The following is a 13,886-nucleotide window of genomic DNA, read 5'->3' as shown; positions in this document are numbered from 1 at the left end:
TGGGGAGGTTGTCCTTTCAAGATTTCTTCGTCTCTTTCAAAACTTAGCTATCCGGTTAAACTTTACCAAAGCGTATCGAGGCACAACCACCAACGCCAACATTGAAATTTCTTCACTCACGTTACCATTGAAAAGGTGCTTATCCTTGGGAAATGCGACTAAAAATATATGCTATCGATGCGGTGCTACGGGCACCTCTCGGGAGCATTTTCCTCCTAAAGCCTTCTTCCCGAAGGGCGGCGGTATTCAACTCAAGACTGTCCGGTCGTGCCAGAAACATAACAATGAAAAATCTGACGACGACATGTATGTCCTCGTTCAGGTGTGCTTGAATGCTGCCAGTGGCGATAACCTGCCGAAAGCCATCTTCAATAAATCAGTTTTGGGCGCGCTCAAGCGTTCGCCTGCTTTTCGGGCTGCGCTTAACGATGGGGCGGAGTGGATGCAGAATGGTTCACGCCGCTACAAAGTCGATCTGCAAAGAATGGATGCCTTTTTCGATAGCCTTTGCTGTGCGCGCTATTTCGAACGATATGGAAAATGCTTTGACCCCCACGATCACGAGATGAATCACATATATTTGAATTTCAGTTCAGATGATCCTGAATATCAAGTTGATCTTGATAACGCTCGGCAATGGATGGCATCGTTCTTTCAAGCATTTGCAGATAAATTCGAGCACTATAAGTCAGCGGAAATTGATGAGATCGTCTATGGCAACCAGATCGCCGATCCCGGCGGCCACCGAGCTTCGATCACTATCGCACATTCCTTCTATGGTAGTTTCGAAGTGATTTCATTGCTGACAAGGAAAAAACATCCTTTTTTGGCAGGGTCTCCGATTTATGACATGCCCTAAACAGTTCACTGCACCTATTGGGGAGATCGTGCACAGCGAACGTAACACCCATTCGGAACTCGTAATTCGAAACGGTCTTGTCAGCGGTTGATCTGAAGCGTGCATTTGCTGGTTCCAGCCCAATCCAAATTGGCATGCGACACGCTTTGCAGTAAATCGCGTTATATGGATCATCCACTTAAACCGCATCTCAACTCATTGGGATATGTAATCGGCGGCGACAGGCGCGCGATGATCGTGTGGGGTCTGGATCAAGTCGGCAATCGCATTTCAATCGGACATGCTGCGCGTGGCGTCGCGCAGGGGCTGAAGTGCGCATGCGGCGCTCCTCTTGTGGCGAAGAAGGGCGAAATCAACGCACACCATTTTGCGCACAAGGCGAATGCTGACCGCTATTGCGAGGTCGCGACAAAGAACGCCATCTCGCGATTTATATCGGACATTCCTGAGCCTATGCGCCTCATCAATTACGGCTAAATCCCACCGGGTGGTCATGATCTCCTCTTCATGACGCGCGGCAAATGGAAACGAACAAAGGATAATTGCATTCTGCTCAAAGGGGTGAACACCATCTGCAATTAGCCGCTTGTAACTCGCAGCCTCCAAAATCACGGTCGGTAGGAAAAACTTCTCCGCCATTTCCTGAGACCATTGTTTGCGCAGGTTGGCTGGCGTGATGATGAGGATACGCCGCGACCCTTCGGTCCATTTTTGGGAAAGAAGCAGCCCCGCCTCAATCGTTTTGCCCAAGCCGACCTCATCGGCGAGGATCGCACCTTTCGACAAGGGCGACTGAAAGGCAAAGAGTGCGGCGGCAACCTGATGTGGGTTCAAATCCACCTGCGCGTCCAACAAAGTCCCAGCGAGCTTCTCGGCATCGCCAGAAGCATGGCGGCGTCGAAGTTCATGCGCATATAGTTTGGAGTGAACGTCAGTTGGCAACTTGATCCCCTAATCAACTTAACGCCGCACGAATGCCTTAGAGGGCAAAATGCGTGGCATTCCAAGCCCATAGCCAAGAAAGATTTGTGTGTGTTGCGAGACGCTTAAAGCCGCTGCCATGGTATCATTCAATTAATGCTTCGAGAATGCCAATGCAGATTTAGACTTTTGGGATCGATAAAATAGAATTAGCCAGTGAAGCATTTCTCGCTAAATCCCGGTTTTTAATATATAATATATACATGGCCAGAACCGAACTCCCGGAGCCCATTCCCTTACACCGTTGATGTAAGGAGCGCTCATTGTCCCACAGCTTTCACGCAGATTGGTCCCTCGATCTCGCGATTGAGATCGACCGTCATTCCATCGGATTTTTGGGCGAGTTCTTCCGTGCAAGCAGGGAGAAGCGTCAGGTCATCGCCGCATATCTTTGTGCCAAAGCTCCATTCGAGGACGAGATGGAGCGGGTCGGAGATTTTCTTCGATCTGCCGATCACCGCGCAATCCTCATGGCAGCGTATCGTGATGTGCCCACGAGATTTCGCGGTGCGTTGCGGCGGGCTGGTCCGACAGTGCACGACCTGCGGTTCTATTCGACGCTTCACCAACTCCTATCCGTGCCCGCGCACGATCAAATTAGGAATTGCATCGCGCGTCTCACGTCGCTCGATCTCACGAAACTCCACATTTTGAGCATTCTGCCCGAGCCGATCTGCCGTGCAAATGTGATCGCAGCGATCAAATCAGTCGATAATGCACAAGACATCATAGCCAGCTTTCATTTGCTGGTGCGACGCGGCGTTGATCACGATGCGCTGGCGGCGGCAATCTGCCGAGTCCGCTCCGAGAAAGATATGGTTCGGGTGTGGCAGCGTTGGGCGGTCAAGGCACGGTGCGACCATCCCGTACCAGCGTCAGCGCATTACCACCCCGTGCTTAAGGGCGAACATCTAAACTCTCTGGCACTTCGCTATCGCAATTGCGCTCGCGGCTATCTAGCGGACCTTGTCGAGGGCACTGCCGCATTTGCAGAAGTCTATTTGGAAAATCAAAACGCGGTGGTCCATCTCAAAAAGAAAAACGGAAAATGGATACTCGATGGCTTGTTCGGTCCCCGCAATGCCGCTCCGCCACGGCGTATCCGCGAGTTCGCGCAAAAATATCTCGCCGAGCATGATGTCGAAATCATTTCAAGAGGAAGGCGGAAGAACTCCGAATTCGATTCCTTGCGCCGCCTTGTAGGGGAACCGCACTTCGATTTTGATTTCGACTACGTGTGAACGGATGACGCGTCTCCACGTGGCCCACTATTGCGGGGCTTCTTTGCTGGGGTGAATGTGCGCCCCTCGAATTGCAACCAAATCGAGGGCGGACGGTACATCTAGGGCTGAGGAAGACTTCGCCGCCGTTCTAGCATAGGTTGCCGAAATGCCTCTGGATCGCAATGACCCCATCATACAAAACGTTATTCGTCTTTATAACGACGCCTCTCTTTTGCGTGAACATGGTCGCAATCAGAGCGCATATGCTCTCTCGTTAATCGGCGCTGAGGAAACAGCCAAGGTTATCATCGATCTTTGGGGCGAAATGGAGCTTCCTAAAATTAAGCGGCTCAGGACGTGGCACCTGACGAAGCAACTAGTATTAGCAAGCCTAAGTCAGGCATCGGTAGTTACACCCTTTATAACTCAAGGAATATTGCATGGCGAAAACGTTCCCACATCTGAGTTGATGAGAGAAATCGATCAGGCGTGGAAAAATTCCCACCATCGTTCCCAGTTCGCAAAGTCTTACAATGAACTTTGGGAAAATGCGAAGCATCGCGCTCTGTATGCTGATACCAACGGAACTGAAACGTCACTTCCCGAAGTAAGTGAATCTGAAGTACATTACTTGCTCAGTAGTATTCGAGAATCGATTGTGAATATGGCTGATCGCTACGTACTAGGTTGCGGTTACGTAATTTACGAGTATTCGGCAGAGCGGCGAAAAAACAAGATGCCTGCTTTTTAAATCTCAGCGCTGAAAGCAGTCAGTCCCAGAACCAGCCCAATTGTGGACATAGTTCGCAAGTATTTTTGCATCCAAAAAGCGGACATTCTGCTAACGGCCCATTTTTTGCCATTAAGGTAGGGGGGAAGTCATTAATGCGGATATTAATCAAACAGGCCCCATCGCACTGGTCTCCTTTGTGATCGATGGTGGAATGCCAAGGCTGAGATAGGCATGACGCACCATCGCGTCGATCAACCCTTGCTCAATATCCGTCATCCCGTGCCAATCTTCACTTGCTCGGTAATCAGGCGACAATTCGTTAGTCAGATTTTTTGACCTAGCGACAACTGCGCCAATGATGTGCAGTGCCAAGCAGAATATCCTGATCCTAAGTTGGGTCTCTCGGTCGGCCGCATCATACGCATCGCGGTATCTCGTCTTCACTTCTCCTATCCAGACTGTCTCCGCTGGTTTCAGACTGTTTGCCCAACTGAGCAGAGGCTCTTGTGTGAGCGAGTGAATGCGATGGTTATGCGCAAGTTCGTTCCTGATTTTTCGCAATAAGCCTGCCTCTTTTGCGAAAAACTCTGGCAGCCAATTCATTCCTGATGCGAGCGTTATGCGCTGTGAGAAAGTGCTGAGTGGCCCGTTAGCGCCAAAAAAGTCATTCCGTTGCGAAGGCTGGATTTCCCAGCGCTCCATGAAATTCTCACGGAAAGTGTCTTCCACGAACGAGACGACAAGAATGCAATAGGTGCGAGTGTCAGCTTTTCTCGCAAATTCGCCCAGTGCCTCAGCTTCTGCCAAAACGCGCTTCTCGAATTCGGTAGCTGCGCGAGCAGCTTCGAAGCGACGTGCAGTGATTTCAAGGATCAGATTCTGCGCTGCGATCCTATCGACTTCCTCGATTTGAATTTCTTCCAAACTCATCTCCTCCCAATCGACCGCTAACCACCCCACCCCAGCCACATCTACCTGTGCCGAGCCATGTCCGCTACTCGGAGTTTGATCCAGTAAGCCGCCAGTTCGTTTACCACCCACAATCGGACATAGCCGGCCGACTTCATGACCATTATCTACGTGGAGAGCGGACATCAAATAAGATAATGCCCACGATGACCGTATGGTTAGAGCCAATGTGGGATGGGATTATGCGCCAACTAGCTATCTTGGTTTTGCTCGGACTTTCTGCCTGCAACGTCCGCAATGCTGAAGCGGAGGAGGACCAAGTCGAGGTCGCAGAAGGCGCGACCCAGCGGCTTGAGACCAGCGCGGACACGCTTGAAGCCAAAGTGGCAGCCCCGCAAAATGTGGCTCTAAATGAACAAATCGCGACGATGATCAATTTGAACGGACACCTATGCGCAAAGGTGGTGAGAGTCAGTCCGCTTGTGATTGGCGGCAATCGATATGAGGTTACATGCATCGAATATCGCGGCGGATCAGGCAGAGTTCGCTATATATTTGACGCGGAGCAGGGCACGGCTTTCAAAGCCTAGTCGGTTCCTGAAGGGTGTGAGCTTTTCACAGGCTGCGCAGTTCATGTTCATCCCTTTTTGGGAGACTGCTAAATGACCACAGGCGCCATATCGAATGGTGGAACCCGAACGAGAATATTGCGGCCGCTCGACCGCAACTGTTACTTTGCCCAGAATGATTATCACCGTGGACCAATCCCCCGTGGGCTCGGGCAAGACCCACAATGCACTGACGCACGCGATCCGTGCGGGAGGGAGATGGCTGTTCGCAGTCGAGCGGATCGAGTCAATCGCTGAACTCGCCGCGCTGACGGAAAGACTTGCTCGTAGCACCATTGCCCGACCGAAGATTGTCCCCATCAGTTCAGCAAGCACCGCGTCAACTGCGAAGCGCGGGGAAAGCGTCCGCGTCCAGATCGAGGCGCTCCCAGAACAGTATCAGGCAGGGGACGTCATCGCGTTCTGCACGCATGAAGCGATTCTCAAATGCGACTTCCGAGCCTTCGCGGGATGGCATTTCGTCTGCGACGAAGTTCCCTCAATCCTGCACATCGCCAAAATGCAGACCAAGCTGGATCGTCCCTTCTTCGAAAGCTATTTTGAACTGGAACATGTCCACGCGGGATGGTCGCTCATCAAACCGACAGCGGAGGGGCGTTTGCTCAACGGCAGCGACCTCATGCAGTGTGATGGTCATGCGAGGCTGCGCAAACTTCACGAGATCGTGGTGGGGTTCGATGCCGAGCAAACAGGCCAGGCCGCGCTGTGCAATATGCAGAACTGGTCCGAGATGGAGGGCGACAGGGTAGTTTGGGTCTGGTGGTCGCAATTTTCGTTCGCCCAACTGTCGCCATTTTCGACCGTGACTGTTCTCGCAAGCCGCTTCTTCGACAGCTTCGCCTACCATATTGCGGAAAGCTGGAACCCAGAGATCAAATGGATCAAAGCACCGGCGCTGCCGGTGCGCCCATTCGCGAAACGCAAAGTATCGATCCGCTATTTCTTGAAGGCTCGTCTCGCGGCAAAGTCGTTCTTCGAGACAACTGAAGGTCATCGCCACCTGATCCCAATAGCGGAGCATATCAGCAAGGCGTGTCCGAAGAACAAACTGATCTGGTCATGCAATGAGACGTCCAAGAAGGTGCTGGCAACGCACCTTCCCAAGGGCGGCTTTTACTCGCCCAAGCAGGCGGGCACGTCCCTGCTGATGTCGAACACCCATGCCGCGATGATCTATGCTGCTAAGCCATCGCGTGAAGTCAGGCTGGTGCTCAAAGCCACTGGGGCATCGACAATGGAATGGATAAGGACCAACGAGCATGAAACGATCCTTCAGTTCGTTTCGCGAACTTCAGTGCGCGATGCCAGTTCGAGCGAGGATGTGATGATCTTCGTTTACGACCATGCTCAAGCCATCGCGGTGCAGAACTACTTTGAGAGCCAACCCCACAACACTGTTGATGTCCGTCACGTTGATCTCAATCTGCCTGCCTCACTCAAGCCACGCGGGCGGCCCAGAGCAGGGCGAACAAAGGCGGAAGCCGCATTGCATGAAACTGCGCGCAAGATAACGCGAGCCAAGCAGCAGCGGGATCGGCGAGATCGGGCAAAAGCAATCGAAGCCGCGCCGTGACGTGAGGCCTAATAACTCCCTTATTATATAGAATTATGAGGCCTCATTTCGGTGTGTTGTCGCAGACACAGGACCGCAGGCGGTTTGGTCGAGCGCCGTGGCGCTTGGCAAAACCGTCAAGGTCCGCGCATGTCGAGCACGCGAGACATCGCGCATCCGTAATTCATCACATAATACGCCAGCGCGCCTGCGCCGCACTGGGTATCGGCTGCGCCTCACCACTCGACAAGTCGAGCGACTTCGCCTTGCCGATCTGGTCTTCGACGAACTGATCAGTTCGTCCCTTGTCGAACGCGAATCTTTGTAAATCGGCAGGCGCAGCCTGCTTCGTCACGGCGAGGCTTCGATTGCCATGACGCCAAGAATCTTTTTATATTCTGCGAAATGCTTTGCCCAATGCGATTGCCGCTTCCATTTCGGCGTTCCGTTTTTGCTTTAAGTTTTGAAGTTCGGCATCGATTTCCGATTTCCGCTCATGATCATCAGGTAGCAACATTCGTAACCTGCGCAGCAAGCCTGCTTTGCCTTCGTCGAAATCAGCTTCTGCGACCTCGCGAGCCTGTCGATCAGCGTTCTCGACATTGTCTATGGTTTGTGGAGCCCATCTCTTCTTATTGATGGTTAGATATCCATTTTGATTCAGCCAATCTGCTTTCCCACGAAGAGTTTTCGCGCCCGCTTTCCGAGCCAGTTCAAATGCAGGAATCATCGATTCAGCAAAAGCGACAGCCTTGCGCTTACGAACCAGCGCGCCAGCTTTTCTTCCACGCGAACGTTCTTCCTCCATCCGTATTCTCCACCAAGATTGACAAAACTGGCCATATCAAAAATTTATGAGACAATTGGGACATCAACTGGCGGAATAAGTTCCCAACTTCAAAACGCAAGCGCGTTTTGGGGGCTGATTTTGCTCGGTTGATTTTAGGAGAACAACCTTGAACGCAGAACTGGACATCCATTCCGAAACCAACACCCCGCATGATCTCATCATCCCTCCCTTGGGCTTGTGCGAGAAGACCGCTCCCGATGTTATTGGGGCCAATGACAATGGTCCCAAGTCGAAGATCGAGTTCTACAATGGCGATTGCTTGGCGGTCATGAAGACTCTGCCTTCGGAATCGATTGATCTGATCATCACCTCGCCGCCTTATAATTTGGGTGAGACCTTGCCGAGCTGGCGTCCCAAGGGCGAAAGGCGGGAACCGGGCTATGACGGCTATGACGATAATATGTCCGAAGAAGATTATCGGATTTGGCAGCCCAAGTGCCTGCGTGAGATGTGGCGGCTCCTGTCCCCGCGCGGCGCAATTTTTTACAATCACAAGCCGCGCATTAAGCAAAAGGTTTTGGACACGCGGCTTGGTCTGATCCCGCCCGAGATTCCTCTGCATCAGATTATCGCGTGGTTTACCCGCTCGGCGTTTCAACCGAGCCTGCACCACTTCGCCCCTGCCCATCAATGGCTGATGATCCTGTCCAAGCCCGACTGGCGTTTGCGCAACACGGGCGTGTCTGGCCTTGGTGATGTGTGGGACATCGCCATCGAGAGGAACAATTTTCATCCCTATCCCTTCCCCGTGAGCTTGCCCCAGCGGATCATCGAAACCAGCCTCCACAATGCGACGATCCTCGATCCGTTCGGCGGGTCGGGTAGCACTGCACTGGCAGCAAAGCTTTGCGGCAAGTCCTGTATCAGCATCGATCAGAGCGTCGAATATGTTGGTAAGGCGCGTGACCGGTTCGGACCTGATGTCGATTGGCAGGAAGGGCAGGTGAACGGGTTCGACCACTGGCAGACCTCCTACCAGCACGAGGAGCAATTGCGCAGTTCCTCAACCTTCGTGCTGGAGAGCGCCAAAAAGGCATTTGCCCGCACGCGCCCTCGGCGCACCGCAAAGGACATGCTTGCAGACCGCAACAAGGTCATTGAAGGAATTGACCGCACCTGCGAACAAATCGCAGTCGGTGAAGCCTCGCCGTTTCGCGGTTGGTATGAAGTTCGCAACGCACACGCCGAGGTTACGCTGCGCTGGGGACAGAAGAAGATCGAACTCCCGCACGGGGAGACGGAAACCATCGTCAAGCGCGTTAACCTCGGCGACTATTATCTCTCCCTCAAGCAGGAAGTGCAGGCTGGTAACCTCGACAAGGAGATTTTGAACGCGAAGGGATCGGTTAAGAAGCGCAGGAAGCTCTCCGAGAGCAAGCGCGTGCAGATGGCGGAGCGGCGCAAGGAAACGCTGCGCGCTCGCGCTGCGGAAGCCTCTGCAGGGCAAATTGGGACACCTTGCGGGCCCGTGCTGCTGCCAGTGCGACTTCACATTGCCGATCAGTCCCGTGAGGTGGCAGCATGACGACGGTGAAGGACTATCAGAACGCCATTGAGCGCGAATTCCGTCACTGGCCCAATGCAGACTTTGAGTTCGGTCGGACCCGCCGTCACCGGAAGGTTGTAATGCGCTTTAACAACAAAGTCGGCATTGGCATTTTCCCCAACTCGGGCAGTGACTGGCGCGGGATTCCGAACGCTATTTCGGATGTACGGAAATCGCTTCGTAAAATGGGAGCAACTCGCCAGAAGAACGCCAACGACAATTAGGGCGACCATAATGATCCGACGATAAAGGTCGTCGGTATTGATCGAACAAGCTTGGTATCGTCTGGGGGCTAAATACGCCTATGAAGAAACCCCGATCATGGAAACAATATAGTGCAACCCAACAGGGGGAGGTTGCGCTGCGGTTTGGTGAAATACCTTGCATCGGTCGGTTCAAACTCGGGTTGATCGAGACGGGTCGGCAAGAAGTTTTCGCGGGGTATTTCGTTTGGGTGGCAGACGGCGTGAACCCTCCTTGGGTCGGGGAGCATCCACATTCTCTGCGATTGGCTTTGCATGCGGCAGCCGACGAAGCGAGATCAGCGGGTGTCCATTTCGATTGCGCAGGGGTGGATCAGCATTGGTATGAGAGCGGGTTGAGCGCGAATACGGGCTATGGCTATGTGCGTGATCGGGAGGAAGTGGTTCACCTATTGGCAAGTTCACTACAAATGTCCGGGAACAAGAATTGAATTACTAAGGCGACTTCCTCACGCTGGGTGCGGTGATCGTGTTTGGCTGAACGCAAAGCGATTGCGGTCATTGACGGATCGCTACCGTCGCCGCATCAAGGTGAAGTGTTAAGGCTGCTTAAAATAACCTTTCTGTCACTGATGTTGGCGCTGACTTTAGCTTGCTCCAATGACCCAACCAGTGGCTCGCAAACTGACCGTAAAATTGACGCTTCTGCGCCGACTGTTCAACTTGTCGGACGAGTTACGGACTCTGCTCAAATACTCACTTATCAGCAGGAGTTCGATCTCTCGGAAAAGCTCGAAGAGCTTGAGCGATCAACGGGACATCAAATGGTTATAGCGACTGTGCCGACGCTCGGCGGTCAGGACATCGCAGAATTTACGACCGATTTAGCAAATAGCTGGGGAATTGGGCGCAAGGACTATGATGATGGTGTCGTGTTGCTCATTGCACCGAATGAACAAAAAGCTCGAATCGCGGTAGGATTAGGACTTGAAAGAGAACTGACAGATGCCTTGTGCCAGCAAATCATGGATGAGAAAATTATTCCCCAATTCCGAGATGGCGATTTAGCTGGTGGGATCGATGCTGGTGCGGATGCAATCATTTTTCGCCTGAATCGAGGGCTATCTTCCCATTCGCCCCAGTCATGACTTGCCTTTGCGTCGCGCCTTTCCCCACGACTTTTCATCCTAAATATCTGATGCCAATATCGATCCCAAGCCTCGTCCAACTATTTGAATCGCTTCCCCAAGTGCAAGCTATGCGAGTTCGTTCGAGCCTAAATTACGCGGCGACGGTGGAGACCAGTCTCGATGTTCTCGAAGCTGGATCGAAATATGCAGATTCGGGTTGTCTTCAATCAGGCTGGTTTCGGTCGATCAGGACAAGAGACCAGCGCATCCTTTGGCTTTTCGAAAACGTCGAAGATGCCATGCTATTCAATTGTAGGATTGGTGGGACGCAAAAAGGGACGGTCGGGATTTCGACTTGGCAGGGTCGCGGTCACGCATAGACATAGTCAGATAAGCTCGGGGATGCGATTGCCAGAATCCAAGAAGGTTATGAGCTTGGCAAGGCGATGCTTGCGATGAAGCCATGTCCAAGTTCAGATTGAATAGTTTGTCTGAGGAATGTTTCACATCGCTCGCCAAGCTCCTTATTGGAGCCAGCTTGCGGACCTCTTAGAGAGCACATAAGCTTAAGATCGGAAGGGTGGGCGTCTATCTGGCATTGGCTGAATGACGGCGCACAACAGGGGCGGCGGTATGACTGAAATAGCTTCACGCGATTCTTGGAATATCTTACCTGAACCCAGTGCAATAGTATGGTTCCAGCTTCCCCTGTCTCTCACTGAAGGCGAACTCCACAAGCTTCAGCAAGGGCACATACCCCGTGTGATGGAAGATAGGTGGTTTGTCTTCCATGAGAACGAGTGGCTCATCTTCTGCCGCAGTTGGACAGGAGCGTGCATCTACGGACTTCACCTCACTCCTAAGCTGGATCAAACAGCCCAATACAAGTGTTGGGCAAGCCGCGACATCGATCACTATCGCCAAGCAGATATCGATTCCGACAAGGCTGCCTTGAGCGAAACCCTGTCCTTCATTTTGGAATACGATGAGGGGGATGCAGCATGGTAAATCGCCAAGCCGATCCTGTTCGAAAAGGGTGGTGGGCGCTCGATGTCGCTTCACATATCGACCTTGCCCTATCGGGAATCTACGAATGGCGGATCGGAGAGCACAGCCTCTATGTCGGTAAGTCGAAACGGCTACGGCAGCGAATCAACGAGTATCCAAACAATATTAGGAAGATGCTTGTCGGAGCACCTTATCGGCGAGGAAAGCAGACCGCATATCGAAACATCCACCATGAGTTAAGGCGGGCACATGACGATCTGATGGACGTTACCGTCTCCATCCTTGAAAACTGTGAAACGTCCCAACTCAACGAACGTGAGCAACACTGGATAGCAGTTCGTAAGTCCGAAGCTGAACGTGGCGGACCACGTGTTTTAAACGGAACTTCATCCAAACCAGAGTTCAAAGAGAGGAAGGACATGCTCATCAAGGAAGATTTTGAGACCGAATTGCACGCTCGCTTCCAAAGGGCGACCGAAAGAGGCGCTGGCAGTGTCGATATTAACTCTGGTGAGCTTCATCGATCCCTCGGCGGCTATCCCAGCGCCAAGCATCAGATGCCGACCTGCTGCACCGTCATGAATGATGCTTGTCGAGCAAGCGATGAGATTGTCGCGACACCTCCGAGTGGCAAAGGTGCATCGCTGACAATTAGGTATCAGTTGCCGAGGTAATGGTTGCGTTAAACTGTCATTCCTAAATAGTTTGAATGGGAAATGAGTCATTTACCAATGTCGCGCTAATGTCTTGGCACAATGATTATGCGAGCCGAGACGGACATGTGGAACGACGATAACGCCATTTACGATGATGGCGAATGGATCACTTGGACCGAGATCAACTCGCATCTGGCAAAGTTAGAGTTTGAAGCCCGCTACCCCAATCTCGATGTCGAACTGGTGCCGATCTTCCAGAAACTGCTCTCGACGGCTGAGGACTACCATCACCTCACGGGCAGCCACCTACAGGTCTACGGCGACCTCGGTGAACTTTACGGCGCGATTACCCACGGGATCAAACTGCACCGCAATTACGCGCAAGGGTCCGACGGCAAGCTCGGCAATCACTTCGTCGAAGTAAAGACTATCACTCCGTTCAAAGCCAAGGATGCGATCACACTCAACCTCAAGCGCAACTTCAGCAAGGTGCTGATCGTGAAGATCGACGACGCTTTTGAGGTGCAGAGCAAGATGATCGACCGCAAAGCTCTGCCCAAGGTGAAGGGCGACAAGCTCACGTTGAACTGGGCTGACTTCGACCTCTGACTCGCATTTCAGGTTCGAGTTCGAAAAGTTGCCCTCGCCTACATTTTAATAATGCGGGCAGGACTCCCGCTTTGCTATTCTTGGGACAGACACAAACCCAAGGACCCCTAATGGAGCTTAATCACAATCAGTTCATCGACTTCGCGTCACTCTCGATCTTCGTCAGCATCATCGGAACTGCCGCCCCGCATCGCCGCGCCGCTGCTTCGTTTAGCCATCAGCAAGCGCTCGATGAACTTATCGAATATCTCAACATGATGATGGACGAAGTAGTTCTGCCCGAAGATGCGAATGAGGAGCAGGTGCGGCAAGCCTACGCAGATAACCTTTATCAGCCTGTCGAAATAATCAAGTGCGAGTGAAGCGACTCCCACCAGCCCGAATGATCCTGCGAAAAGCTATTTCCCGAGACGCGTTATGTTTTCAGGAAATATTGGATGTTGCCGAGCAAGGCTTGCACCCAAAGGTCCAGCCTGTCAGACGCCCGTGATGCGTATAATCTCAACAATCATAATCACTTCACTCGTCGCGATATTGACCGCTTGTGGCGAAGACCAACCAGAGGAGCCTTATGTTTATCGGGAATCGCCTCAGGAAATGGCGAGGAACAAAGCTGCCTACGAAAAAGAACAAGCGGTATTCGCAGCAATTGAATATGGCGATTGCGGGGAGATTTGGCGAGATAGCAAGCTGACAACTTGCGGCAAGGAGCGTCTCAAAGTCTCGCTCGACTATTGCGCCAAGAAGCTCGGTTCAGGGTCTAGATTAAGCCTCCTTTCCGCTGGCGATAGCTGGATTGATCGAGCGGGACGCAGCACTATGCAGACCATCGACGAGAGGGCTGAAAGGATAACCGAAAACGATTATATTTCTGAAGGCATTGCCTTCGCGAGCGGTAACGGGACCAACTCTATCGAAATCGTTCGCTGTTCGATGAATAGAGACATTCGAGTTCAGCGCATCGATAGTGACTTCAAATGATGTAACGACCATCCAGC

Annotated in this window: 17 protein-coding genes; 13 read left to right on the top strand and 4 right to left on the bottom strand. The window is 52.4% G+C overall.

The genetic code is table 11. From position 1 onward, the window contains the following. The coding region (locus GRI44_RS13795; RefSeq protein ID WP_232843200.1) for a hypothetical protein at positions 1 to 859 on the top strand (859 nt) is incomplete at its 5' end. Between the two features lie 270 nt (positions 860 to 1,129). Here GRI44_RS13795 and GRI44_RS13790 read toward each other — a convergent pair. After that, entirely contained in the window at positions 1,130 to 1,801 is a 672-nt protein-coding gene (locus GRI44_RS13790; protein ID WP_160602439.1) for an SNF2-related protein, read from the bottom strand. Positions 1,802 to 2,103: 302 nt separating this feature from the next. Here GRI44_RS13790 and GRI44_RS13785 point away from each other — a divergent pair, with 302 nt between their 5' ends. Both GRI44_RS13785 and GRI44_RS13780 read left to right on the top strand, forming a co-directional pair. Continuing rightward, a complete protein-coding gene (locus tag GRI44_RS13785; protein ID WP_160602438.1) occupies positions 2,104 to 3,081 on the top strand; it encodes a hypothetical protein in 978 nt (325 codons plus the stop codon). 148 nt (positions 3,082 to 3,229) lie between these two features. Continuing rightward, entirely contained in the window at positions 3,230 to 3,814 is a 585-nt protein-coding gene (locus GRI44_RS13780) for an AbiV family abortive infection protein (RefSeq protein ID WP_160602437.1), read from the top strand. Positions 3,815 to 3,961: 147 nt separating this feature from the next. Here the strand turns inward: GRI44_RS13780 and GRI44_RS13775 are convergent, their stop codons facing one another. Beyond that, positions 3,962 to 4,720, bottom strand: coding sequence for a hypothetical protein (locus tag GRI44_RS13775; protein ID WP_160602436.1), 759 nt, complete (start codon positions 4,718 to 4,720; stop codon positions 3,962 to 3,964). 227 nt (positions 4,721 to 4,947) lie between these two features. Between GRI44_RS13775 and GRI44_RS13770 the strand changes: the two genes are divergently transcribed. Together GRI44_RS13770 and GRI44_RS13765 are read left to right on the top strand one after the other, a co-directional pair. Then, a complete protein-coding gene (locus GRI44_RS13770; RefSeq protein ID WP_160602435.1) occupies positions 4,948 to 5,295 on the top strand; it encodes a hypothetical protein in 348 nt (115 codons plus the stop codon). A 154-nt stretch (positions 5,296 to 5,449) separates the two neighbouring features. Next, positions 5,450 to 6,907, top strand: a complete 1,458-nt coding sequence (locus GRI44_RS13765) for a hypothetical protein (RefSeq protein WP_160602434.1) — start codon at positions 5,450 to 5,452, stop codon at positions 6,905 to 6,907. A 166-nt stretch (positions 6,908 to 7,073) separates the two neighbouring features. On the opposite strand, the gene GRI44_RS13760 is transcribed toward GRI44_RS13765, so the two are convergent. Both GRI44_RS13760 and GRI44_RS13755 read right to left on the bottom strand, forming a co-directional pair. After that, positions 7,074 to 7,241, bottom strand: coding sequence for a hypothetical protein (locus GRI44_RS13760; protein WP_160602433.1), 168 nt, complete (start codon positions 7,239 to 7,241; stop codon positions 7,074 to 7,076). 36 nt (positions 7,242 to 7,277) lie between these two features. After that, positions 7,278 to 7,694, bottom strand: a complete 417-nt coding sequence (locus GRI44_RS13755; protein WP_160602432.1) for a hypothetical protein — start codon at positions 7,692 to 7,694, stop codon at positions 7,278 to 7,280. A gap of 148 nt (positions 7,695 to 7,842) precedes the next feature. Between GRI44_RS13755 and GRI44_RS13750 the strand changes: the two genes are divergently transcribed. From GRI44_RS13750 to GRI44_RS13715, 8 genes are all read left to right on the top strand, one after another. After that, entirely contained in the window at positions 7,843 to 9,261 is a 1,419-nt protein-coding gene (locus tag GRI44_RS13750; RefSeq protein ID WP_160602431.1) for a site-specific DNA-methyltransferase, read from the top strand. Then, positions 9,258 to 9,506 carry a hypothetical protein gene (locus GRI44_RS13745; protein ID WP_160602430.1) on the top strand — a complete coding sequence of 83 codons (249 nt, stop codon included), beginning with the start codon at positions 9,258 to 9,260 and terminating at the stop codon, positions 9,504 to 9,506. The genes GRI44_RS13750 and GRI44_RS13745 overlap by 4 nt, the downstream gene beginning before the upstream one ends. A 512-nt stretch (positions 9,507 to 10,018) precedes the next feature. After that, positions 10,019 to 10,633, top strand: a complete 615-nt coding sequence (locus tag GRI44_RS13740) for a TPM domain-containing protein (protein ID WP_160602429.1) — start codon at positions 10,019 to 10,021, stop codon at positions 10,631 to 10,633. A gap of 615 nt (positions 10,634 to 11,248) precedes the next feature. After that, positions 11,249 to 11,623: a hypothetical protein gene (locus GRI44_RS13735; protein ID WP_160602428.1), complete on the top strand. Its 375-nt coding sequence runs from the start codon at positions 11,249 to 11,251 to the stop codon at positions 11,621 to 11,623. Next, on the top strand, positions 11,617 to 12,297 hold the full coding sequence (locus GRI44_RS13730) for a GIY-YIG nuclease family protein (RefSeq protein ID WP_160602427.1): 681 nt from the start codon (positions 11,617 to 11,619) through the stop codon (positions 12,295 to 12,297). Before GRI44_RS13735 ends, GRI44_RS13730 begins: the two co-directional genes overlap by 7 nt. A 105-nt stretch (positions 12,298 to 12,402) precedes the next feature. Continuing rightward, positions 12,403 to 12,888 (top strand): hypothetical protein, encoded by a 486-nt coding sequence (locus GRI44_RS13725; protein WP_160602426.1) that lies wholly within the window; start codon positions 12,403 to 12,405, stop codon positions 12,886 to 12,888. Positions 12,889 to 12,998: 110 nt separating this feature from the next. Continuing rightward, a complete protein-coding gene (locus GRI44_RS13720) occupies positions 12,999 to 13,250 on the top strand; it encodes a hypothetical protein (RefSeq protein WP_160602425.1) in 252 nt (83 codons plus the stop codon). A 127-nt stretch (positions 13,251 to 13,377) separates the two neighbouring features. After that, complete coding sequence (locus tag GRI44_RS13715; RefSeq protein WP_160602424.1) at positions 13,378 to 13,869, top strand: hypothetical protein; 492 nt, start codon at positions 13,378 to 13,380, stop codon at positions 13,867 to 13,869. The last annotated feature ends 17 nt before the right edge of the window (positions 13,870 to 13,886 follow it).

Source organism: Allopontixanthobacter confluentis, assembly GCF_009827615.1.
In the GTDB taxonomy this organism is placed as follows: Bacteria; Pseudomonadota; Alphaproteobacteria; order Sphingomonadales; family Sphingomonadaceae; genus Allopontixanthobacter; species Allopontixanthobacter confluentis.
The sequence above is the reverse complement of the archived record's forward strand: the minus strand, read 5'-3'. Positions and strand labels throughout refer to the sequence as shown.